Here is a 21887-nt window from a genome sequence, read left to right on the forward strand (position 1 = left end):
TTCTGATCAAACCGCCATGAAGCGGGCCGGCCGAACGACGAAACATTCGACCGGCTCGCCTCTTTGAAGGCCGCTATTCGGCTGGAGACAGGGCTTCCTGATTGCCGCCATCGTCCCTGCGGTTTTCGGCCTCCCGCTTCTTCGCCATCGCCTTGTCGCTCGGCGACAGGAGTTTGTAGAAGAGAGGGATGAAGAAGATCGCGACGAAGGTTGCGAACAGCATTCCGCCGATGACGCCCGTGCCGATCGAGTGACGCGAGGCCGAGCCCGCGCCGGAGGAGATCGCCAGCGGCACGACGCCGAGAATGAAGGCGAGCGAGGTCATCACGATCGGACGAAAACGCAGCTTCGCCCCCTCGATCGCCGCATCGAAGGCGCTGAGGCCTTCGTCCCGTTTCAGGACCGCGAATTCCACGATCAGGATGGCGTTTTTCGAGGCGAGCCCCACCAGCGTCACGAGGCCGATCTGGAAGTAGACGTCGTTGTCGATGCCGCGCATGTAGATCGCGAGCAGCGCGCCGAACATGGCGAACGGCACCGCGAGAAGCACGGCGATCGGCAGCGACCAGCGCTCGTACTGGGCGGCGAGGATCAGGAACACCATCAGGATGCCGAAACCGATGGCGATAAGCCCCGTGCCACCCGAGGATATTTCCTGATAGGCCGAACCCGTCCAGGCGATGTCGTAGCCCTCGGGAAGCGTTTCTGCCGCCACCGCCTGCATCGCGGCCAGCGCCTGACCCGAGGAGAAGCCGGGAGCCGGATTGCCGGAGACCTTCGCCGATGTGAAGGCGTTGTAGCGCTCCAGAAGGTCCGGGCCGATGACGCGCTTGACGTTGAGAAGCGTGTCGAGCGGAATCATCGAGCCGTTCGAGGCTTGAACATAGACGAAGCGCAGATCGTCCGGCTTTTCGCGGAAATCGGCCTCCGACTGGAGCGAGACACGGAAGTTGCGCCCGAGCAGTGTGAAGTCGTTCACATAGAGCGAGCCGAAGGTGGACTGCATGGTCTCGAAGATCGAGGAAATCGGAACATTCAGCGCCTTCGCCTTCTGCCGGTCGACATCCACCTGATATTGCGGCACGCTTGCCGAGAAGGTGGTTCTGACGCCGGCAAGCTCAGGCCGCTCGGAGGCGGCGGCAACGAGCGCGTTCGTCGCTTCGAGAAGGTCTGCCGTTCCAGCGCCGCGCCGGTCCTGTACGAAGAGATCGAAGCCGCCCGTGGTCGACAGGCCCTGGATCGGCGGCGGGTTGAAGGCAAGCACCATGGCATCCTGTATGCCGGCATTCATGCCGATGAAGGGGCCAACGAGATTGCGCGCGTCGAGTGAGGGATCGGTGCGCTCCGACCAGTCCTTCAGGGAGACGAAGGCAACGCCAGCTGAAGATTTCTGGGAGCCGGAAAGAAGGTCGAAACCCGCGAAAGCTGTCACGTCTTCCACGGCCGGATGCTGCGAGAGGTTGTCGTAGACCTTTTGCATCACCTCGGTCGTGCGCGAGAGAGACGCTGCCGGGGGCAGGATGGCGACGACGAAGTTGACGCCCTGGTCTTCCTCCGGAACGAGCGAGCCGGGGATCGTCTGGAAGAAATAATACGAACCGCCGATCAGCCCGCAGAAGAGAACGAGCGCCAGGACAGCCCGCCGCATGATGAAGGCGACGCCAGCCCCATAGGCCTGGGTCAGCTTGTCGAACGCAGCATTGAACCAGCGGAAGGGGAGAATCGGCTTCGAGTGCTTGTTCTTCAGAAGCACGCTGCACAGCGCCGGCGTCAGCGACAGGGCGACAATGCCGGAGATCGAGACCGAAACGGCGATCGTGATCGCGAACTGGCGGTACATCGTGCCGGCGAGACCGCCGAGAAAGGCCACCGGAATGAAGACCGCACAGAGAACGAGCACGATCGCGATGACCGGTCCTGCGACCTCGCCCATCGCCTTTGCGGTCGCCTCCTTCGGTGACAGGCCCTCGGTCGTCATGATGCGCTCGACGTTCTCCAGAACCACGATCGCGTCGTCGACGACGATGCCGATGGCGAGCACCAGCCCGAAGAGGGTCAGAAGATTGATCGAGAATCCGAGCGCGAGAAGAACGCCGAAGGTGCCGATGATGGAGACCGGAACGGCAAGCATCGGAATGAGCGTGGCGCGGAAGGATTGCAGGAAGAGATAGACGACGAGGAAGACGAGGACCATCGCCTCGATGAAGGTGATGATGACCTCTTCGATCGAGGCTTCGATGAACTTGGTCGTGTCGTAGGGAATGGCATAGGAAATGCCGTCCGGAAATGATTGGGACAGCTCGTCCATGCGCGTACGCACCGCCGCGAGCGTGTCGAGCGCATTGGCGCCGGGCTGGAGATAGATGCCGATCGGCACCGCCGGGGTGCCGTTATAGGTTCCGTTGAACCCGTAATCCTGGGCGCCGAGTTCCACCCGCGCGACGTCCTTCAGGAGAAGCGACGAGCCGTTCGCGTCGGACCTCAGGATGATGTTCTCGAACGCCTCGGCGTCCGGCAGGCGTCCGGCCGTCGTCACCGAATAGGTGAAGGCGAGATCGGAATTGTTGGGTTCCGCGCCGAACTGGCCGGCGGCGAACTGGGCGTTCTGGTCGCGGATCGCGCCCGCGACGTCGCCGGGCGTCAGGCCGTACTGGGCGAGCGCATCGGGCCGCAGCCAGATGCGCATGGAATAATCGCGTGCGCCGAAGAGCTGCGCCTGGCCGATGCCGGGCAGGCGCTTCAGCTCGTCCATCACGTTGAGCAGCGCGTAGTTCGACACATAGGTCGCGTCGTAGCGCGGATCGTTCGAGGACATGGCGATAACGGCGAGGATCGAGGAGTTCTGCTTCGAGACCGTGACGCCAAGCCGCTGGACCTGCTCGGGGAGCGAGGCTGTCGCCTGCTGGACGCGGTTGTTGACGTTGATCGTCGCCTGATCAGGGTCGGTGCCGGCCGCGAAGGTGACGGTGATCGTCGCCGAGCCCGTCGAGGAGTTCGTGGACTGCATGTAGAGCATGTCCTCGACGCCGTTGATCTGCTGCTCGATCGGCGCGGACACTGTCTGGGCGAGGGTTTCGGCGGACGCGCCGGGATAGGTCGCGCGAATCTGGACCTGCGGCGGCACGAGCTGCGGATACTGCTCGATCGGCAGCGAGGTGAGCGACATCAGCCCGCCAAGCAGGATGAGGATCGAGATGACGGCCGCGAAGATCGGCCGATCGACGAAGAAACGGGCGCTCATTCAATCAGCTCCGCGCGTTTGCGTCCGGCCGGTTGCTGGGGCAGGGGGTTATCCTGAGCAGACCGTGCGGTGGCGCTGTCCGGCAAGGCGGTCTTCGGTACCGGCGGCCCGTCGGCGCGCGCCGTGTCCTGGCTCTCGTCGCCTGACCCGGCTTGCGTCTTTTCAGGCTGATCCGGCGTCCCGGCTTCTCCGCTTTCAGCGCTCGCCGCTCCGGCCTGCGGGGCCGTCTCGTCCAGCGCCTCGCCGCTCGCTCCGCCGTCCTCTTCAGTCTCCTCACCGTCAAGAGGTTGCGGATCGACCGGCGCGCCGGGCCGCACTTTTACGACACCCTTGATGATGACCCTGTCACCCTCCTTCAGGCCGTCAGAAATCAACATCGTCCCGTCGAGTTCACGACCGACCGAGACCGGACTCACCTCAGCGACGTTCTCCGCCGTGAGCGTATAGACGAAGGTTCCTTGTGGACCCTGCATCAGGGCTTCGGTCGGCAGGACGATCGCATCCTCGATCGAAAGTCCCTCGAGCATCAGCCGCACGAACTGGCCCGGCAGGAGCCGCTGGTCGGGATTGGGCAGGACCGCGCGCGACAGGATGGTGCCTGTCTGGCTGTCGATCGTCGTCGAGGTGAAGTCGATCGAACCGGTCTTGTCGTAGGTACTGCCGTCGCCGAAGCGGATCGAGACCTTCAGATCGCCAGGTCCGTTCGCGCCGCTAAGCGTACCGCTTTCAATGAGTTCGCGAATCGACTGCGCCTCCGTATCGGCGGCGGAGAAGTTGACGTTGATCGGATCGAGCTGATCGATGCGCGTCAACAGGTCGCCGCTCTGAAGGAGGCTGCCTTCAGGTACCTGCTCGAGGCTGGTGATGCCGCTCACCGGCGCCTCGACCGTTGCGTAGTCGAGTTGCAGGCTGGCGCTGCGCAATTGGGCGTTCGCCGCTTCGAGGCGCGCCTGGGCAAGTTCGCGGCCCGAGATGGCATCGTCGAGATTGGCCTGGGAGGATGCACCGCGCTGGGCGAGCGCGCGGGCCCGCTCCTCGCTTCGCCGCGCCTGTCCGAGATTGGCCTGGGCCTCCACCACCTGAGCGCGCGCCAGCGCGACCTCGGCCTCATAGGTCGCCGGATCGATCTGGAACAGGAGGTCTCCCTCTTCGACGCGCGATCCCTCATCGAAATCTCGTTGGAGCAGAATGCCGCCGACGCGGGCCCGGACCTGTACTTCGCGAGAAGCGGCGACACGTCCGGCATATTCATAGGCGACCGGAAGTGTCTCGGTGACGACTGTTTCCACGGTCACGGCCGGCGGCGGCTGCGACCCACCCGCCTGTGCGAGCGCCGTGCTGTTGAGGGCGAACAAGAGAACGGCCAGCGTCGCAGGGCCGGCCAACTTTCCGTATTCGAACATCGAGATATTTTTCCTGGTCGGGAGGCCGTAATTTTGTTGCATTGCACGATACATACATGCATGTATGTTCCCAAGCAAGGAGACCGCCGTGCGCCGCACGAAGGATGAAGCCGCACAAACGCGTGAAGCGATCTTGGACGCTGCCGAAGATCTGTTTTACGAAAAAGGTGTTGCTGGAACGTCTCTTTCGCAGATTGCGGCCGCTGCCGGCATGACGCGCGGCGCGATCTATTGGCATTTTGAGAACAAGCTCGAACTGTTTCGCGACATGGTCGATCGGGCCGGGCTGCCCCAGGAAGCCTTCTTCTATCATCAGCGGGCTGAGCCGGCCTCGGTTCGCGAACTCTACGACACGACCATCGAAGCACTCGCCTTTCTGGCCTCCGACGCGCGGACCCAGAGGGTGATGACGATCATGATGTTTCGCTGCGAATATGTCGGGGAAATGCAGACTGCGATGATCCGGCGCGAGAGTGCAGATGAGCATATGCGTGCCGAAATCGCCCGAATTTTCGATCACGCCCTGACGAATCGCAGGGATGGAATGGCGCGTTGCGACGCGCGGGCCATCGCGTCAGCCTATTTCTGTGCCGTCAGCGGTCTGATCAACACATGGCTGAGATCAGAGCATTCGTTCGATCTCGTGGATGTGGGAAGCCGATTGCTGGCAAAACTCGTCTCCGGCCACTTGGACTGACCATGCGCCGGCGCGACAAACGTTCTTGTTCTTGTCGGCTCATTCGGCACGTCCGTCTGCGCTCACCCGGCTGAAATTCGGCGGTATCCGCCTATATGGCGTTTATCGCATGCACGATTTGAACGGGCGCATGCGGCTGTGAGCGGACCGGCTTACGCCCCCGAATGGAGGGTGCAGCCTATCATCGATGACTTATCTTCATATTTTAAGATAAACGGGCTCCTGGCAAATATGGAGCCGGATGACCTTGCCGCGATCGGCAAGTATCTGACGCTCGTCGATCTGAAGCGTGGAGACACGCTGGTCCATCCCGGCACACCGATCGATACGATCATCTTCCCGGTCTCCGGTATCGTCTCGATCATCGCGGCGACCGAAGATAACTACAACGTGGAGATCGGCCTTTTCGGCCGCGAAGGTATGACCGATGGCTCGGTCCTTGCCGATGTCGACCGCGTCCCGCATGAGGTTTTCGTACAGATGGCTGGACAGGGGCTGAAGATCGAGGCGGCCACGCTCTATCGTCTGTCAGAAGAAAGGCCTTTTCTGCGCCGGCAGTTGATGCGCTGGGTCCATATCCTCGCAATTCAAACCGGACAGACCATCGTGTCGAACAGCGCTTTCAACGTCGAGGCTCGCCTCGCACGCTGGTTGCTCATGTGCCAGGACCGCATCGGAGGGAACCGGATCGAGCTGACCCACGAATTCATGGGGCTCATGCTGGCTGTGCGGCGGTCGACCGTTACCCTCACAATCCATGTCATCGAGGGTCTCGGGGCCATCAAGGCCGAGCGGGGTGTCATCACTATTCGTGACAGAGCGGCCCTCGAGGAACTCGCCGGCACCTCTTACGGGATCACGGAGCGCGAATATGAACGCGTGATCGGACCGTTCAAGTCGAAGTAACGCGGCGGGACAGCCCGCCGCGCGTTTTTGTCGATCGCTTCAGCGCTGTGTTTACTGCGCGCTGCCGCTTTCGCTCGATCCACCGGCATCAGAAGAGCCGTTCGAAGCGGCCATCTTCTTGGCCGCTTCACAGCTACCGTCTTCCAGAGACTGGAAGGCCTGATCGCCCGGAATCGTACGAATGATGTTGTAGTAGTCCCACTTGCCCTTGCTTTCCTCAGGGGTTTTCACTTGGGCAAGGAACATGTCGTGGACCATCAGCCCGTCCTCACGGACGCTGCCATTGCGCGCGAAAGCGTCCTCGATCGGCATCGATTTCAGCTGCTTGATGACCGTCTTGGTGTCGTCCGTGCCGGCTTCCTTGACCGCCTTCAGGTACTGAAGCGCGGAGGAGTACATGCCGGCCTGAACCATCGAAGGCTTGGCCCCGGTCTTCTCTTCGTATTTGGCGCTCCACTCGCGGGCTTTCTCGTCCTGATCCCAATAGAAACCGGTGGTCAGCGTGAGGCCCTGTGCGGCGTCCAGCCCGAGCGAGTCGACATCCGTGATGAAGAGCAGCAGCGAGGCGAGCTTCTGCCCGGCCTGGGTGAGGCCAAATTCCTGCGCCTGCTTCACAGCGTTCTGGGTGTCGGTTCCGGCATTGGCGAGGCCGACCACCTGGGCGCCCGAGCCCTGTGCCTGGAGCAGGAAGGAGGAGAAGTCCTGGGTGGGGAAGGGGGCTGCGACCTCGCCGACCACTTCACCGCCGTTCGCCTTCACCGCGTTGGCCGCTTTTTCCTGAAGGTTATGGCCGAAGGTGTAGTCCGCCGTGATGAAGTACCAGGACGTGTTGCCTTCCTTGACCATGGCAACCGCTGTGCCGTTGGCCAGCGCGTCCGTGTCATAGGTCCAGTGGAGACCGGTCTCCGGTGCGCAGTTCTCGTTGGTCAGCGCGTTGGTCGCGCCACCATTGTTGATATAGGCAACGCCCTTCTCGCTGGTGATCTCCTGCAGCGCGATACCGACGCCGGAGTTCGTGCCCCCGAGGATCATGTCGATATTGTCCTGATCGGCCCACTGGCGCGCGATATTGGACCCGATATCGGCCTTACTCTGATGGTCGGCAGACAGAAACTCGATCGGTGCGCCGTTGATCTCGCCGCCCATTTCGTCGATCGCCATCTGAACCGCGGCGATCGTGCCCTGGCCGTCGAGGGCGGAGTAGGGGCCGGACATGTCCACGATCGCGCCGATCTTGACGGCGTTGTCGCTGATCCCGCTGTTGTCCTGTGCATGGGCACCTGCTGCCACGAACGTCGTCGCGCCGGCCAAAAGCATGGTCTTCAACAATTTCATATAAGGGTCTCCTCCCAGAGATTGCGACTGACCGACAGTCATTGTCGGCCAAAGCCAAAGATATCCTACGCACGGCGCCGCATTTCGTCAGCGCCAGCCGGGCTTTATGGTGAACGAGGTTGCCTCTCCTGAAAAGGCTTCGCAGGCTATTTTCTTTCGATGACCTCAAGGGCCCTGATCGCAAGGCGTTTCGCAAGGGGGCCATATCGTTCGGCGTCCGGGTCGGCCGCGTTCCCCCGCCGCGCGCGGTCGGCGATCCCGACGAAGATGACAGCGAATCGGAAGAGCGCGAAGGCGATGTGAAACGCGCTTGGAGGCGGCACTTGCGGCATCGTCTCCCTGTAGCGGGCGATGAACTCGTCTTCCGTCGGGATGCCCAGTGCCGGGATATCGAGATCGAGAATGCCGCCATATTCATCCGAAGAAGTGTGCCAGGGCAGGCAGCAGAAGGCGAGATCCGCCAGCGGATGACCGATCGTCGAAAGCTCCCAGTCGAGCACGGCGACGATATCCGTCCCCTCCGGCGCATACATCATGTTCCCGACCCGGAAATCTCCATGGGCGATCGCCGAGAGGCCGTCGTCCTCCGGCTGGTTTGCCTTCACCCAGTCCGACAGCGTTTCAAGCTCGGGGATCGCCTCGCCGGTCGATGCCTCCAGCTGGCCGCTCCAGAGAGCGATCTGGCGCGCGAAATATTCGTTCGACCGGCCGAATGTGCCAAGGCCAACCGCCTCGTAGTCGGCGGCATGGAGCTTTGCGAGCGTATCGGCGAGCGACAGGTACATTTCGCGACGCGCCTTTGGAGACGCCCCGTCCATGGCCGCCGTGTGGAACACCCGGCCATCGACCTCGTCCATCAGGTAGAACGGCGTTCCCAAAAGCGCGTCATCTTCGTGGTAGAGGATCATCGCCGGCACGGGTACGTCGGTTTTCGAGAGCCCCTCCATCACCCGGTATTCCCGGTCGATCCGGTGGGCGCCCCTGGCGAGTTCGCCCTGCGGTTGCTTGCGCAGCACCATCCGGCGCGCGCCATGGCCGATGCGAAATGTCGGGTTGGACTGCCCACCGCTGATCCGCTTGATGGTGAAGGCGTCGGCGGCTCCGAAACGATCGTCGAGGAAGCGTTTGAGAACGTCCGGATCGATGCCGAGTTTTTCGTCGTCGTTCTGATCGCTCACGGCCTGCTACCTGTCTTTGTCCTGTCTGCCTCTTCGCGCAGCACGTATTTCTGGATCTTGCCCGTCGCGGTCTTCGGCAATTCGCAGAAGGCCCAGGCGCGCGGGATCTTGAAGCCGGGCAGATGGTCCCGGCAGAAGGCCTTGAGCGCGGCCGGTTCCGGCGAGGTGCCGGCCTTCGCTTCGATGAAGGCCATCGGGATTTCGCCCCATTTCTCGTCGGATCTTGCCACAACGGCGGCGATGGCAACGTCGGGATGCTTCGACAGCACGTTCTCAACCTCGAGCGACGAGACATTCTCGCCGCCGGTGATGATCACATCCTTCGCCCGGTCCTTGATTTCGATATGGCCGTCGGGGTGCCTGACCGCGAGATCGCCGGTATGGAAGCCGCCGCCGGAAAATGCCTTCTCGGTTTCCTCGGGATTGCGATAATAGCCGGCAAGCAGCGTGTTGCCGGTGAGAACGATTTCGCCGACCGTCGCGCCGTCCGCCGGAACCTCTTCACCCGCATCGTTTTTAACTCGGATGCGGTTTGCGGACAGATGCCGCACGCCCTGCCGCGCGAGCAGGTTCGCCCGCTCCTCGACGCCCAGTCTCTCTTCGTGTTCGCTCAATTCCCGGATCGTCGTCGGACCATAGCATTCCGTCAGGCCGTAGAGATGGATGAAGTCGAAACCGAGCGCGTCCATTTGCTTGATGAGAGAGGCTGTCGGCGCCGCACCGCCGGTTGCCACCGTGATGCGGCGGCGCGAATCGCGCGTCTCTTTCGCATCGGAATTGATGAGCATGTAGAGAACGACCGGCGCGCAGGAGAGATGTGTGACGCCGTATGCGTCCATCGTCTCGAAGACGGCTTTGGGCTCCACCTTGTCGAGGCAGATATGGGTGCCGCCCGCTGCCGTGATCGACCAGGTATGACACCACCCGTTGCAGTGAAACATCGGCAGCGTCCACAGATAGGCCGTCCGATCGTCGAATTTCAGAGCCGTGATATTGCCGATCGCATTCAGCCATGCGCCGCGATGATGCAGCACGACGCCTTTCGGATTGCCCGTCGTGCCGGATGTATAGTTGAGGGCGATCGGCTGCCATTCGTCGGTGATCTCGGCCATCAGGTCGATGGCCGGCGGCGTTTCGCCTGAAAGAAGCGCCAGCCCGTCTCCGTCATCGCCGTTGTCCGCGAACACCTCGACCGGAACGCCGGCTTCCTCAGCCGCTAAATGCGCCGTTTCAGCCGAGGTCGGATCGGCGAGTATCAGACGGCTTTCGGCATGGTTCAGAATGAAGGCGACGTCCTTCGCCCCGATGCGCGTATTCACCGAATTCAGCACCGCGCCGATCGCGGGGACGGCGTAATGGGCCGCCAGCATTTCCGGCCGGTTAGGGCACATGACCGATACGACATCACCCTTTTGGATGCCGCGGTCCTTCAGCGCTTCGGCGAGGCGGAGAACGATCCCGTGAAACTCGCACCAGGTCCAGCTTCGGCCACGCCAGATGACGGCGCGCTTCGTCGGAAGGGATTTCACCGCTTGGTCGAGGAAGTCGAGCGGCGTCAGCGGATTGAAGTTCGCCGGACGGGGTCTCAGATGCTCTTCATCACGCATCCTCTCCCTCCACGTCCCAGGCCCAGAAATCGGTGCCGAGATCGCCGAGATGACGGTTGAGCACCATTTTGTGCACCTCGTCCGCACCGTCGACCAGCCGGGCCTGCCGGGCATAGCGGTAGATCCATTCGAGGACGGTGTCCGCCGAATACCCCCGCGCGCCGTTGATCTGGATCGCCCGATCCGCCGCCGTGTGGATGAGATTGGCGACGTGGATCTTGGCCATGGAGATTTCCTTCTGACCATAGCGGCCCTGGTCGATCTCCCAGGCCGCCTTCATCACCAGAAGCCGGCCGACCTCGATCTGCATGGCAAGATCGCCGAGCATGACCTGCACGCTCTCGCGATCGATGAGCCTCACCCCGAAGCCCTCGCGGCGTTCGGCATATTCGGTCGCGATCTCGACGCAGCGCTTGGCAAGACCCAGCCAGCGCATGCAGTGGGTGAGGCGTGCAGGCCCGAGCCGCGTCTGAACGACCTTGATGCCCCGTCCTTCCTCGCCAAGGATATCGGAATGGGGGATGCGAAAATTCTCGAACTCGAGTTCGCAGTGCCCGCCATGCTCTTCCGGGCCCATGATCGGAATGCGCCGGACGATCCGCCAGTTGGGCCGGCTCTTGTGGAAGAGGAAGCAGGTATGGCCGCGCCGCTTGTCGTCGGCTGTCTTGGCAAGCAGCATGAAATGGTCCGCCGCTTCCGCGCCGGTGATGAACCATTTGCGCCCGTTGACCACCCAGTCGTCGCCGTCGCGAACGGCCCTGGTCAGCATCATGGACGGGTCTGACCCGCCGCCGGGCGCGGGTTCTGTCATCGCGAAGGCCGAGCGCACCTTGCCCTCCACGATCGGCTTCAGCCAGCGCTCTTTCTGTTCGTCGGTGCCGAGCGCTTCGAGCACCATCATATTGCCGTCGTCGGGCGCTGCACAATTGAAGACCACAGGGCCGAAGATCGAGCGGTTCATCGCCTCGTAAAGAACGGACATGCCGGTCTTCGAGAGGCCCAGACCACCGTTCTCGCGCTTCAGCTGCGGGCACCAGAGGCCAGCTTTCCTGGCCTTTGCGCGCAGGTCGGAGAGCAGCATCTCGTCGATATTGCCGTGTCCATCATAGGCGTCGGACCGCCCTTCCAGCGGCATGATTTCGCTCTCCACGAAATCCGCCACCTTTGTCCGCAGCTTTTCGAGCTCCGGCGAAATTCTGAAATCCATCGAAGCGCCTCCCAACGCGTTCGTATCGCGCGCCATCCAAGAAGCGCTGCGAATGCTGGCCGAAGGGTTCGGCCTTGATTTGCACAATAGGCGCTTGGCCTCGCCTTGCCAGTGAGTTCGTGATGAGGTCATGGGAACGGCCGAAGAAAAGGGCGGCTGTATTGCCCCTGTTGCGGTCCGCGCTTTGTCCTAGCTCGGCTTGGAAAGCATCGCGTTCGCGGATTGCGGACCACTCAATTCGATGCCGAACGGGAGGGCGCAGTCATGCATGTCGATCTCAGTGGAAAAACCGCGCTCGTGACCGGGGCCTCCGGCGGGCTCGGAGAGCATTTCGCCAAGGTTCTTGCCACGTCCGGCGCCGAGGTGACGCTGGCTGCGCGGCGGCTGGCGGCGCTGAAGGAAAATGTCGAGGAGATCACCGGCGCGGGCGGCAAGGCGAAGGCCGCCGAACTCGACGTGACCGATGAGGCAAGCGTCGCAAATGTCTTCGCGGAGGGACCTTTCGACATCGTGGTCAACAATGCCGGTGTCACCCTCACACATGCGGCGATCGAGGTCGAACCCGGTGAGTGGGACAAGGTGGTCGACACCAATCTGAAAGGGGCGTTTCTCGTCGCCCAGGCTGCGGCAAAGGCAATGCGGCAAGCCGAACGGGGCGGCTCGATCGTCAATATCGCCTCAATCCTCGGTCTTCGCGTAGCGGGCGGCGTCATGCCCTATTCGGTCTCCAAGGCCGGCATGATCCAGATGACCAAGTCGATGGCGCTCGAATGGGCTCGCTACGGCATCCGCGTCAACGCGCTCTGCCCCGGCTATATCGAGACGCCGCTCAACGCCGACTTCTTCGCCACCGATGCCGGCAAGGCGCTGATCAAACGTATTCCCCAGCGCAGGCTCGGCCGGAATACCGATCTCGACGGCGCGCTCCTGCTGCTCTCGTCCGATGCCGGAGCCTACATGACCGGCTCGGAACTTGTGGTCGACGGCGGTCATCTCGTCTCGTCTCTCTGAGAAGGTCTTCGCCCGATGCCGACGGTCAAGCTTGCCTCATGCTTGCACGATCGGGAAAGGAGGGCTCAAAGCCGTGGCAAATGTGGCGCTCGCGCTGGACTTTCGCCGCTTTTCCGTGATGCTGGCTTGGCTATGGAGCGCATGGGGACTCGCTATCGAAAGAGACCGGGATCTCCCCGAAAGACACTGCGCTAAGGGTCTGGGAAAACTGAAAGTTATACGGTTTGCCGCTTTTTGATGCCTACGTCGTCGTCGACTGGTCCGCCGCCAATGTGCCGGCGGTCGGCGCGAATTCGATCTGGATGAGCTTTGCCGAACGCGAGAATGATGCGGTGCGGCTGATCGAGACGATCAATATTTCGACACGCGCCGGCGCGATGGCGAAGCTCCGACAGTTCTTCCGCGAGAGGCTGGAGGCGGGACAGCGGATCTTCGCCGGGTTCGATTTTCCCTTCGGCTATCCGCGCGGCGCCGCCGAAGCGATCGCGGGAGAAGCATCCTGGCAGGCGCTCTGGGGTTATCTCGCCGGCAATATCCAGGACATGGATTCCAATCTCAACAATCGCTTCGAGATCGCAGGACGAATCAATCGCGACAAGCTCGCCCACGCGCCGATGTTCTGGGGGCGCCCGGAATTTCAGGATATTCCGGGCCTTTCGCCGAAGAAGCCCGAGCCCTATCCGGATATCTTTCCCGAGAAGCGCCTTTCAGAGGCCCGTACGGATCGCGCCCAGCCGGTCTGGAAGATGCATTACACCGGAAGCGTCGGCAGTCAGGCGATGACCGGCATTGCCCAGCTCGAGAAACTGCGGCGGGACGAGGAATTTGCCGAAAAGATCGCCGTCTGGCCCTTCGAGACGCGCTTTTCGGAGACGATGGACGCGCCGATCGTCCTGGCCGAGATCTATCCGAGCCTCTTCGAGATCGCACGGCAGGGCGGTCGCCCGCTCGATGCCGATCAGGTGGAAACGCTGGCTGAGATCTTCGCCAAGCGCGATGTGGAAAACCGCTTCAAATCCTATCTCTCAGCGCCCTCGGATCTTGCCGCCGACGAGATTGAAACCGTGCTCGCCGAGGAAGGCTGGATCGCCGGCCTTGGCTGGCAGCAGGCCGCTGGCACGGGGGCCTCGTCCTCGCAGGCCGGAAATGGCGGCAAACCGCGCCTCGACTATCTGCGTATCCCCGATCAGATCTATGCCGAGAGCTTTCGCCAGATCCGCGAGGCGGTGGATCTTGCTCCCTTCGACGAATCCGCCCACGAACTCGTCATTCGGATCGTCCATGCCTGCGGCATGCCGGAGGTGGCCGACGGCTTGACGATTTCGGACGGGGCCGTGGAGGCCGGTCGTGCCGCGCTTGAAGCGGGCGCCAGCGTCATCGTCGATGCCGAGATGGTGGCTCATGGCATCATCCGTTCATCGCTGCCAGCCGACAACAAGGTGGTCTGCCGGCTGAACCTTCCCAAGGTTCGCGAGATCGCCCGCCGCGACGAGACCACCCGGTCCGCCGCTCAGATCGATCTCTGGAACGATGTCGTCGAAGGCTCCGTGGTTGCGATCGGCAACGCGCCAACCGCGCTCTTCCGGCTTCTCGAAAAGCTCGACGAGGGCATGGCGAAGCCGGCGCTCATCATCGGCCTTCCGGTGGGTTTCGTCGGTGCGGCCGAGGCGAAGGCCGAACTCAAGGCCAATTCGCGCGGCGTGCCCTTTGTTACCCTCGATGGGCGTTTAGGCGGCAGCGCCATGGCGGCGGCGGCGGTGAACGCTCTTGCCAAGGGGCTGGGCCAGGGAGACAGCGATGGCGGCTGACGCGGCCTGGCTGACGATCATCGGGATCGGCGAGGACGGGCTCTCTACTTTGTCGGATGAGGCGCATATCGCGCTTGCAGAGGCCGATGCGATCTTTGGCGGTGAGCGTCATCTCGCAATGCTGGGTTCAACGCGGGCCGAACAGACCGCGTGGGCTTCGCCCTTCGAAGCCAATCTCGAAGCCATCGAAGACCTTGCCGGCGAGAATGTCGTCGTTCTCGCGACCGGCGATCCGCTCTGGTACGGTGTCGGGGCGACACTCGCCAAGCGTTTCGGGCCCGATGCGCTGCATGTCATCCCGTGGCTTTCCGCCTTTCAGCTTGCCGCTGCCCGCCTTTCATGGCCGCTTCAGGACTGCGCCTGCCTGACCGCCCATGGCAGGCCGGTCGAAAACCTGGTGCGGCACGCAGCGCCTGATGCCCGGCTCATCGTCTTGACCGGCGGGAGCGATGGCCCGCGAGAGATCGCCAAGCTTCTGACGGCTCGTGGCTATGGCCAGAGCAGGCTCGTGGTCTGCGAAAATCTCGGCGGTTACGAAGAACGGGTGCGCGAGACCCGTGCCGCCGACTTCCATCTTGCCGATGTCGGCCCATTGAACACGGTCGCGGTCGAGTGCCGCGCCGGGCTTGCCGCAACGCCGCGCCCGCGTGTTCCCGGATTGCCTGACGATGCCTTCGTCCACGACGGCAAGATGACCAAGCGCGTCATGCGTGCCCTGGCGATCGCGGCGCTTGCGCCCATTCCGGGCGATCTGTTGTGGGATGTAGGCGCCGGCTGCGGCTCGATCGGCATCGAATGGCTGCGCGCCGATGCGCGGTTGTCCGCAATCGCCATCGAGCCGCGCGAGGACCGTTGCGCAATGATTGCGGAAAACGCCGGCTCTCTCGGAGTGCCGGACCTCCAGATCATCTCCGGGCAGGCTCCGGCCGCCTTTGCGGGGCTTGAGGCACCGGACGCGATCTTCATCGGCGGCGGCCTGACCGACGGCATCTTCGATGACTGCTGGGAGAGTCTCAAGCCGGGCGGGCGTCTCGTCGCTCACGCCGTCACGCTCGAATCCGAAGCGATCCTGATCGATCTTCATGCCCGCTTCGGCGGCGAACTCTCCCGCATTGGCGTCGAAAACGCTCGGAAAGTCGGGCCCTACCGCGGCTTCAAACCGTCGATGACGGTCGTGCACTGGCATCTGACGAAGACGCTCTGATCTTTCTGTGTCGCCGGACGAACCCGGCGAGCGCTCGTTTCAAAACGACAAAGCCGGCCTTCGAAGGAAGACCGGCCATAAAGGCGTCGGTATCGTCTTTCCGCTGTGTTGCCTCAAGCCGCTATCGTCCATGAGGCCGTATCAGCGGCGACCCCAGCGAACGGCGTCTTCGATTTCGGTGCGAAGCAGCCCGATATCGGCAAGTTCACGGTCGCCCATCATGCGCAGCTTGCGGACATCGCGGGAACGGGTGCGCATCTGGGCGAATTGGGTGGCGAAAGCGCGGAACATGTGAGGAAACTCCTGTACTGAAAACGAGAACCCGACGCGTCCTCACGCATCGGCGGCAGCTCTTTGGCGAATGAATGAAAGTTCGAAGCGCGTGTCTCGGTCCCTTGAGGATCTTGGCCATCGCGTCGCTCTTGACTGTTTATATAAATAGCATTGGTGATGAAAAGAAGTGCAGTGAATTGCACATCAGATGTGCATTCTCGGCATGGCACGCGTCATCAAATTGCAAGCTTCATCAATTGTCGCCCGGGATGTCGGACCGGCACGCCATGCCTATTCAGGGATCTGATCGGTCATGCAGAGGACGCCTTTGAGGGCGTCAGGTCTTACCCGATCAGCACCGCCCGAATGCCGTAGGCGAGGGCCGAGACCGCCGCGATCCCGCCCAGCCAGAGAAGCACGAACCAGCCGAGCCGCTTGGCAAGCGTATCCGGCATGTCCGGATCGGGGCCCCTCTTTTCGCGCGTGTCTCGCGTCCCGTCCGAGTGCTGCATCAGTGATATCCCGTGTCCGCCGAGACCTTTCCTCGAAACACGTAGTAGGCATAGGCCGTGTAGATGAGGATGAGCGGGATCAGTATACTTGCCCCGACGAGCAGGAAGATCTGCGCGTTTTCCGGCGCGGCGGCTTCGTAGATCGTCACCGTCGGCGGGATGATGAACGGCCAGAAGCAGATGCCGATCCCCACATAGCCGAGGACGAACAGGGAGAGGGCCGAGACGAACGGCCGGATTTCGCCGCCTTTCAGCAGGGAATGAAACAGGCTGAACGCGGCGAAAGCCGTGAACAGCGGTACGGGCATCACATAGAAGAACTCCGGCAACGAGAACCAGCGCGCATAGAACCGTTCCTCCAGGAACGGCATCCAGAGTGAGACCCCGCCGATGGCGCACAGCGTGATGACGCCGAGAAGAACGGCGTAGCGGCGGGCGCGCGCGGCGACGTCACCTTCCGTTTTCATCACCAGCCAGGTCGCGCCGAGAAGGGCGTAGCCGAAGACCACCGCGAAGCCGGTCGCTATCGAAAACGGTGTCAGCCAGTCCCACCAGCCGCCGGCATAGGCCCGTCCTGCGACATCGATGCCCTGAACGAGGGTGCCGAGCGCAACTCCCTGAGAAAATGCGGCAAAGAGCGATCCGATGAAAAACGAGACGTCCCATAGCCAGCGGCCGCGTTCGGTCTTGAAGCGGTATTCGAAGGCGACGCCGCGAAAGATCAGCGCGAGCAGCATGATGATGATCGGCGCGTAGATCGCCGGCATGATGATCGCATAGGCAAGCGGGAAGACGGCGAAGAGGCCGCCGCCACCGAGAATCAGCCAGGTTTCGTTTCCGTCCCAGATCGGGGCGACGGAGTTCATCGCGATGTCGCGATTGGTCCGGTTGCCGAGAAACGGAAACAGGATGCCCGTTCCGAGATCGAACCCGTCGAGGATCACATAGGTGATCACGGCGAAGGCGATGAGAAAGGCCCAGATGACAGTGAGATCGACTGAATACATCTTCTGGTCCTTTTACTCAGCCGGAGTGGTGGTCGGATCCGGCCGCCGCTGGCTTTCGAGCGCCTGAACGGGCGTGATACCGGCCGTGCGGATCGGATGGCGGGCCGGCTCATCGAGATCCCAGGGCGAGGGCTCTCTCGACATCAGCCGAAGGATGTAGAACGTGCCTGCGCCGAACAAAATGAAATAAACGACGATAAACGCAATCAGCGATGTGCCCACCGCCTCCACGGCGACCGGCGAAACGCTGTCGCTCGTTCTGAGCAGGCCATAGACCGTAAAGGGCTGGCGCCCGACCTCCGTGGTGATCCAGCCGGCAAGCACCGCGACGAAGCCCATCGGACCCATGAAGACGCTCGCCCGCTGCAGCCATGTGCTCTCGTAGAGCGTGCCCCTGTAGCGTGCCCAGAGGGACCACAACCCGATGCCGAGCATGGCGAAGCCGAGACCCACCATCAGCCGGAAGGACCAGAAGACGATCCCGACATTCGGCCAGTCCTCGCGTGGAAACGCGTCGAGGCCTTTCACCTCGCCGTCGAGCGAATGGGTGAGGATGATGGAGCCGAGATAGGGAACGGAAACGGCGTGCTTCATCTCGCCGGCTTCCATGTCCGGAATGCCGAACAGGGTCAGGGGCATCGCGCCATCGGTGTTCGATTCGAAGTGCCCTTCCATCGCGGCGATCTTCGCGGGCTGGTGCTCGAGCGTATTGACGCCGTGCAGGTCGCCGGCGAAGATCTGGATCGGCGTGACGATCGCCGCCATCCACATGGCCATGGAGAACATCGTCCGGGCCGCCGCGTTGCTCCGGTTGCGCAGGAGGTGGAATGCGCCGACGCCGCCGACGACGAACGCCGTCGTGAGATAGGCGGCGAGCACCATATGGACGAGGCGATAGGGGAAGGACGGGTTGAAGACCGCCGCCCACCAGTCGGTGGCGACGAACTGCCCGACTTCGTTCATGGCGAAACCGGCAGGCGTCTGCATCCACGAATTCACCGACAGGATCCAGAAGGCCGATCCGAGCGTGCCGATGGCGACCACCCATGTCGCGATCAGGTGCAGCGTCGGCCCCACCTTCTTGCGGCCGAACAGCATGATGCCGAGAAAGCCGGCTTCCAGGAAGAAGGCCGACAGCACCTCATAGGCCATCAGCGGGCCGAGGATGGGTCCGGTCTTATCGGAAAAGACCGACCAGTTCGTGCCGAACTGGTAGCTCATGGTGATGCCGGAGACGACGCCCATGCCGAAGGCGATGGCGAAAATCTTCACCCAGTACCGGAAGATGTCCATGTAGACTTCCCGGCCGGTCGTTGTGTGGAGCGTCAGAACCACCGCGAGATAGGAGGCGAGCCCGATCGAGAACGCCGGAAAGATGATGTGGAACGACACCGTGAAGGCGAACTGGATCCGGGCAAGAAGGACGGGATCGAAACTTTCGAGCATGGCGGGGCATCGTCTCCGGAACTGAAGGGCCGGCGAAACACCTTTTGCGGCGCTGCACCATGATGGAACTAATCGCAAAGCGTCAGGACGTACAGACGTTTGCGACGATTTGGAGCAAGCCTTTCGTCTCGGTGACGCATCGTCGCAGAGCCATGTGCCTGAGGTTCCACGATGGGGAGAAGCCGCTCATTGTCCACAGCTCTTGTCTGTGGAAAGCGTTTTGCCGGCGAAACCAAAAGGCAAGTCGATGCTACAAGGGGTGCGTCGCTGGCGTGGTTGGTGGACCCCGTATCGTCTCTTCCTGACATGCGGAACGACGCAAGGTTTGACACCATTCGATCGACCCCTTCCGGACACCGAGACCGTCCGAAGGGGTCGTTTTGTGTTTGCGGTTTCCACCGGTCGACAATCAGCTGTGGATGGTCACGAAGGCGTTCCCGGACATGCGGCCGTCTCGTGCTAGAAGACGGCGCGCCGGGCTGTCGTCCGCCGGCAGAACCTTCGACCAACATGGAGCCATCAGTCTCGTGACAGTCGCCGTCGATCTCGGAACCACGCATACGGGCGAACCGGCGGAGCTCGATCTCGAAGAGCTCCTGTCGACGCGGCTTCTGGTGCAGGGCAATTCCGGCTCGGGCAAATCCCACCTCCTGCGCCGGCTTCTCGAAAAAAGCGCAGGCTGGGTGCAGCAGGCGATCATCGATCCCGAGGGGGATTTCGTCACGCTCGCCGATCGGTTCGGCCATGTCGTGGTCGACGCCAACAGGACGCCGAACGATCTGGCGCGAATCGCGAACCGCATCCGTCAGCACCGGGCATCCGTCGTCCTGACGCTCGAGGGTCTGGACGCCGATGTTCAGATGCAGTGCGCGGCCGCGTTTCTGAACGGGCTGTTCGAAGCCGATCGCGCCTATTGGTATCCCATGCTGATCGCCGTCGACGAGGCCCATCTCTTTGCGCCGGCCATGTCTGGCGAGCATTCGGAAGAAGCGCGGCGCGCCTCGCTCGGCGCGATGACCAATCTCATGTGCCGTGGCCGAAAGCGCGGGCTCGCCGGCGTCATCGCGACGCAGCGTCTCGCCAAGCTTGCCAAGAACGTCGCGGCGGAAGCCTCCAACTTCCTGATGGGCCGGACCTTTCTCGATATCGACATGCAGCGCGCCGCCGATCTCATCGGCATCGACCGGCGCGGGGCCGAACGCTTCCGCGATCTCGAAACCGGCAATTTCATCGCACTTGGCCCCGCGCTCTTCCGCCGGCCTATCCCGATCCGCATCGGGACCGTCGAAACCTCTGCGCGGTCCGGCCGTCCGACGCTGATGCCACTTCCCGATGTTTCGCCGGACGATCTCGCCGATCTCGTGCTGACGACGCCGGAGCCCGAGCGCACCGCCGAGCGAGCCCTGGCGCGTCGCCCGGAAGCGCGGGTCTCCCAGGCGGTGTCCACCTGTGAGACGCCGCGCGTGGAAACCTCCGAGCTTCTCACCCAGGTGATTTCATCGGGGCCGGCGAATGATGCCGGCGCCCCGATCGACGACGATCCCCGTTCGCCGGAAGAGCGCGCCGAGGCGGTCGACACGATCTTCGCCGAAATGCTGGAGGACCCGGATGCCGCGTTCCGCCCGGTGCCGGTGCTCTATCAGGAGTTTCTCACCCATTGCCGGCTGAAGCGGTTGCGCGGTGCGGAGACCGATATGGGGGCGTTCCGCCGCAGGCTTTCCCTGGCGCGCGCCGGGATCGCCGGTGACGAGACCGATGGCGAATGGGCTGATGTCGTCGCGGTGTCCTCGGAACTGCCCGAAGAGATGCAGGGCGTCTTCATGATGCTGGCGCGGGCGGCGCGCGACGAGGCCGAGTGCCCATCCGACGAGATGCTGGCAAAGGCCTATGGCAGCCATTCGCCGTCGCGGGGCCGGTTCCTTCTGTCCTTCATGGAGGAGCGGGGCCTGATCACCGTGGAAAAGGATTTTCGCGGCAATCGCATCGTCACGATCGCCGCCACCGGTTGGCGTACGAAGCTGCCCGAGGTGACACTCGACAGCATCGACGAAGCCCGCGCCCGCCGCGCGGCCCGGATGGCGCGCAAGGCCTGATCGTCTCGAGGCGCCCGGTCAGCGGTTGCGGATCAGCGGGTAGCGCTGCCACCAGCGCGTCTTCTTGCGCTCACGGATGAAGGTGAAGAGCCCCGAGAAACCGATCAGCGCCATCCCGGCATAGGCGATCGCATCTGGAAACTCGCCGAAGAAGAGGGCTCCGAGCACGGCGGCCCAGACGATCTGGCTGTACTGGACCGGCGCGACATGGGAGGCCGGCGCGAACCGCGTAGCGAAGACGAGCCCCGTCTGGCCAAGCCCGATGCAAAGACCGGCGAAGACGAGAAGCGCCATGACCGGCATCGGATCGGCATAGGTCGGCAGCATCAGCACGCCGTTAAAGACGACCGCGCCAAGAAGCACGCTGCCGATCAGCGTCACCCGCCGTTCGCTGGACCCGATCTTTCGCAATACGAGCACCGTACCAGCGCCGCAGATGGCGGCTGAGATCGCCGCGAGATGACCGGGTCTCAGCTCCTGAAAGCCCGGGCGGACGACGAGAATCACCCCGACAAGGCCCGCGATGACCGCGCTCCAGCGGCGCCAGCCGATCTCTTCCGTCAGGAAGACCGCCGAGAAGACGGTCACGAAGATCGGCAGGAGAAAGATCAACGCATAGGCTTCGGCGAGCGGCAGTGTCGTGAAGGCGACCACGGCGCTCAGCATGCCGACGACGCCGAAGGCGACACGCAACGCGAGAAGAAACGGCCGGTTGGGAATGAAGACGTTGCGCCAGTTGTCGTCCGGGCGCTTGGTGAAGAGCGCCGGCAGGAAGGCGAAGAGGGACGTGTAAAAGCCGATCTCGAAGATCGGCAGTCCGCTTCCGATAGCCTTCAAGGTGGCATCGCCGCAGGCAAAGGCGAAATAGCCGGCGAAAGCGATCAGAATGCCGATTTGCATGAAATTGATGCCACAAGGGAGGATAATCCGCGCCTCAATAGCGGTTTCACAGTCTGACA

General features: G+C 62.7%; 17 protein-coding genes. 6 read left to right on the top strand and 11 right to left on the bottom strand.

What is annotated here, in order from left to right:
- Window positions 1-73: 73 nt before the first annotated feature.
- The gene (locus ABDX79_RS07380; protein ID WP_346219634.1) at window positions 74-3241 is read right to left on the bottom strand and encodes an efflux RND transporter permease subunit; all 3168 of its coding nucleotides are present in this window, start codon (window positions 3239-3241) and stop codon (window positions 74-76) included.
- Window positions 3238-4644, bottom strand: a complete 1407-nt coding sequence (locus tag ABDX79_RS07385) for an efflux RND transporter periplasmic adaptor subunit (RefSeq protein WP_346219635.1) — start codon at window positions 4642-4644, stop codon at window positions 3238-3240. The genes ABDX79_RS07380 and ABDX79_RS07385 overlap by 4 nt, the downstream gene beginning before the upstream one ends.
- Window positions 4645-4732: 88 nt before the next feature.
- Between ABDX79_RS07385 and ABDX79_RS07390 the strand changes: the two genes are divergently transcribed.
- Complete coding sequence (locus tag ABDX79_RS07390; protein ID WP_346219636.1) at window positions 4733-5341, top strand: TetR family transcriptional regulator; 609 nt, start codon at window positions 4733-4735, stop codon at window positions 5339-5341.
- Between the two features lie 231 nt (window positions 5342-5572).
- The gene (locus ABDX79_RS07395) at window positions 5573-6247 is read left to right on the top strand and encodes a Crp/Fnr family transcriptional regulator (RefSeq protein ID WP_346219637.1); all 675 of its coding nucleotides are present in this window, start codon (window positions 5573-5575) and stop codon (window positions 6245-6247) included.
- 51 nt (window positions 6248-6298) lie between these two features.
- On the opposite strand, the gene ABDX79_RS07400 is transcribed toward ABDX79_RS07395, so the two are convergent.
- From ABDX79_RS07400 to ABDX79_RS07415, 4 genes are all read right to left on the bottom strand, one after another.
- A complete protein-coding gene (locus ABDX79_RS07400; RefSeq protein ID WP_463671131.1) occupies window positions 6299-7582 on the bottom strand; it encodes an ABC transporter substrate-binding protein in 1284 nt (427 codons plus the stop codon).
- Between the two features lie 146 nt (window positions 7583-7728).
- A complete protein-coding gene (locus ABDX79_RS07405) occupies window positions 7729-8760 on the bottom strand; it encodes a phosphotransferase family protein (RefSeq protein WP_346219638.1) in 1032 nt (343 codons plus the stop codon).
- Entirely contained in the window at window positions 8757-10367 is a 1611-nt protein-coding gene (locus tag ABDX79_RS07410; RefSeq protein ID WP_346219639.1) for an AMP-binding protein, read from the bottom strand. Before ABDX79_RS07410 ends, ABDX79_RS07405 begins: the two co-directional genes overlap by 4 nt.
- Window positions 10360-11574 carry an acyl-CoA dehydrogenase family protein gene (locus tag ABDX79_RS07415; RefSeq protein ID WP_346219640.1) on the bottom strand — a complete coding sequence of 405 codons (1215 nt, stop codon included), beginning with the start codon at window positions 11572-11574 and terminating at the stop codon, window positions 10360-10362. Before ABDX79_RS07415 ends, ABDX79_RS07410 begins: the two co-directional genes overlap by 8 nt.
- Window positions 11575-11838: 264 nt before the next feature.
- Here ABDX79_RS07415 and ABDX79_RS07420 point away from each other — a divergent pair, with 264 nt between their 5' ends.
- The 3 genes from ABDX79_RS07420 to cbiE all read left to right on the top strand — a co-directional run bounded on the left by ABDX79_RS07420 (window position 11839) and on the right by cbiE (window position 15597).
- On the top strand, window positions 11839-12585 hold the full coding sequence (locus ABDX79_RS07420) for an SDR family NAD(P)-dependent oxidoreductase (RefSeq protein WP_346219641.1): 747 nt from the start codon (window positions 11839-11841) through the stop codon (window positions 12583-12585).
- A gap of 1172 nt (window positions 12586-13757) precedes the next feature.
- Window positions 13758-14393 carry a precorrin-8X methylmutase gene (locus ABDX79_RS07425; protein ID WP_346219855.1) on the top strand — a complete coding sequence of 212 codons (636 nt, stop codon included), beginning with the start codon at window positions 13758-13760 and terminating at the stop codon, window positions 14391-14393.
- Window positions 14383-15597: a precorrin-6y C5,15-methyltransferase (decarboxylating) subunit CbiE gene (gene cbiE / locus ABDX79_RS07430; protein ID WP_346219642.1), complete on the top strand. Its 1215-nt coding sequence runs from the start codon at window positions 14383-14385 to the stop codon at window positions 15595-15597. Before ABDX79_RS07425 ends, cbiE begins: the two co-directional genes overlap by 11 nt.
- A gap of 141 nt (window positions 15598-15738) precedes the next feature.
- On the opposite strand, the gene ABDX79_RS07435 is transcribed toward cbiE, so the two are convergent.
- The 4 genes from ABDX79_RS07435 to ABDX79_RS07450 form a co-directional block, all read right to left on the bottom strand.
- On the bottom strand, window positions 15739-15888 hold the full coding sequence (locus ABDX79_RS07435; protein ID WP_346219643.1) for a YjiS-like domain-containing protein: 150 nt from the start codon (window positions 15886-15888) through the stop codon (window positions 15739-15741).
- A 326-nt stretch (window positions 15889-16214) separates the two neighbouring features.
- Window positions 16215-16382 (bottom strand): hypothetical protein, encoded by a 168-nt coding sequence (locus ABDX79_RS07440; protein ID WP_346219644.1) that lies wholly within the window; start codon window positions 16380-16382, stop codon window positions 16215-16217.
- A complete protein-coding gene (gene cydB / locus ABDX79_RS07445) occupies window positions 16382-17389 on the bottom strand; it encodes a cytochrome d ubiquinol oxidase subunit II (RefSeq protein WP_346219645.1) in 1008 nt (335 codons plus the stop codon). The genes ABDX79_RS07440 and cydB overlap by 1 nt, the downstream gene beginning before the upstream one ends.
- 12 nt (window positions 17390-17401) lie before the next feature.
- Entirely contained in the window at window positions 17402-18835 is a 1434-nt protein-coding gene (locus ABDX79_RS07450; protein ID WP_346219646.1) for a cytochrome ubiquinol oxidase subunit I, read from the bottom strand.
- Window positions 18836-19362: 527 nt separating this feature from the next.
- Between ABDX79_RS07450 and ABDX79_RS07455 the strand changes: the two genes are divergently transcribed.
- Window positions 19363-20928, top strand: coding sequence for an ATP-binding protein (locus tag ABDX79_RS07455; protein WP_346219647.1), 1566 nt, complete (start codon window positions 19363-19365; stop codon window positions 20926-20928).
- 18 nt (window positions 20929-20946) lie between these two features.
- Here ABDX79_RS07455 and ABDX79_RS07460 read toward each other — a convergent pair whose 3' ends face one another.
- The gene (locus ABDX79_RS07460; protein ID WP_346219648.1) at window positions 20947-21828 is read right to left on the bottom strand and encodes a DMT family transporter; all 882 of its coding nucleotides are present in this window, start codon (window positions 21826-21828) and stop codon (window positions 20947-20949) included.
- Between the last annotated feature and the right edge of the window lie 59 nt (window positions 21829-21887).

Origin of the sequence: Fulvimarina fulva, from assembly GCF_039652615.1 — a bacterium.
Lineage (GTDB): Bacteria > Pseudomonadota > Alphaproteobacteria > Rhizobiales > Rhizobiaceae > Fulvimarina.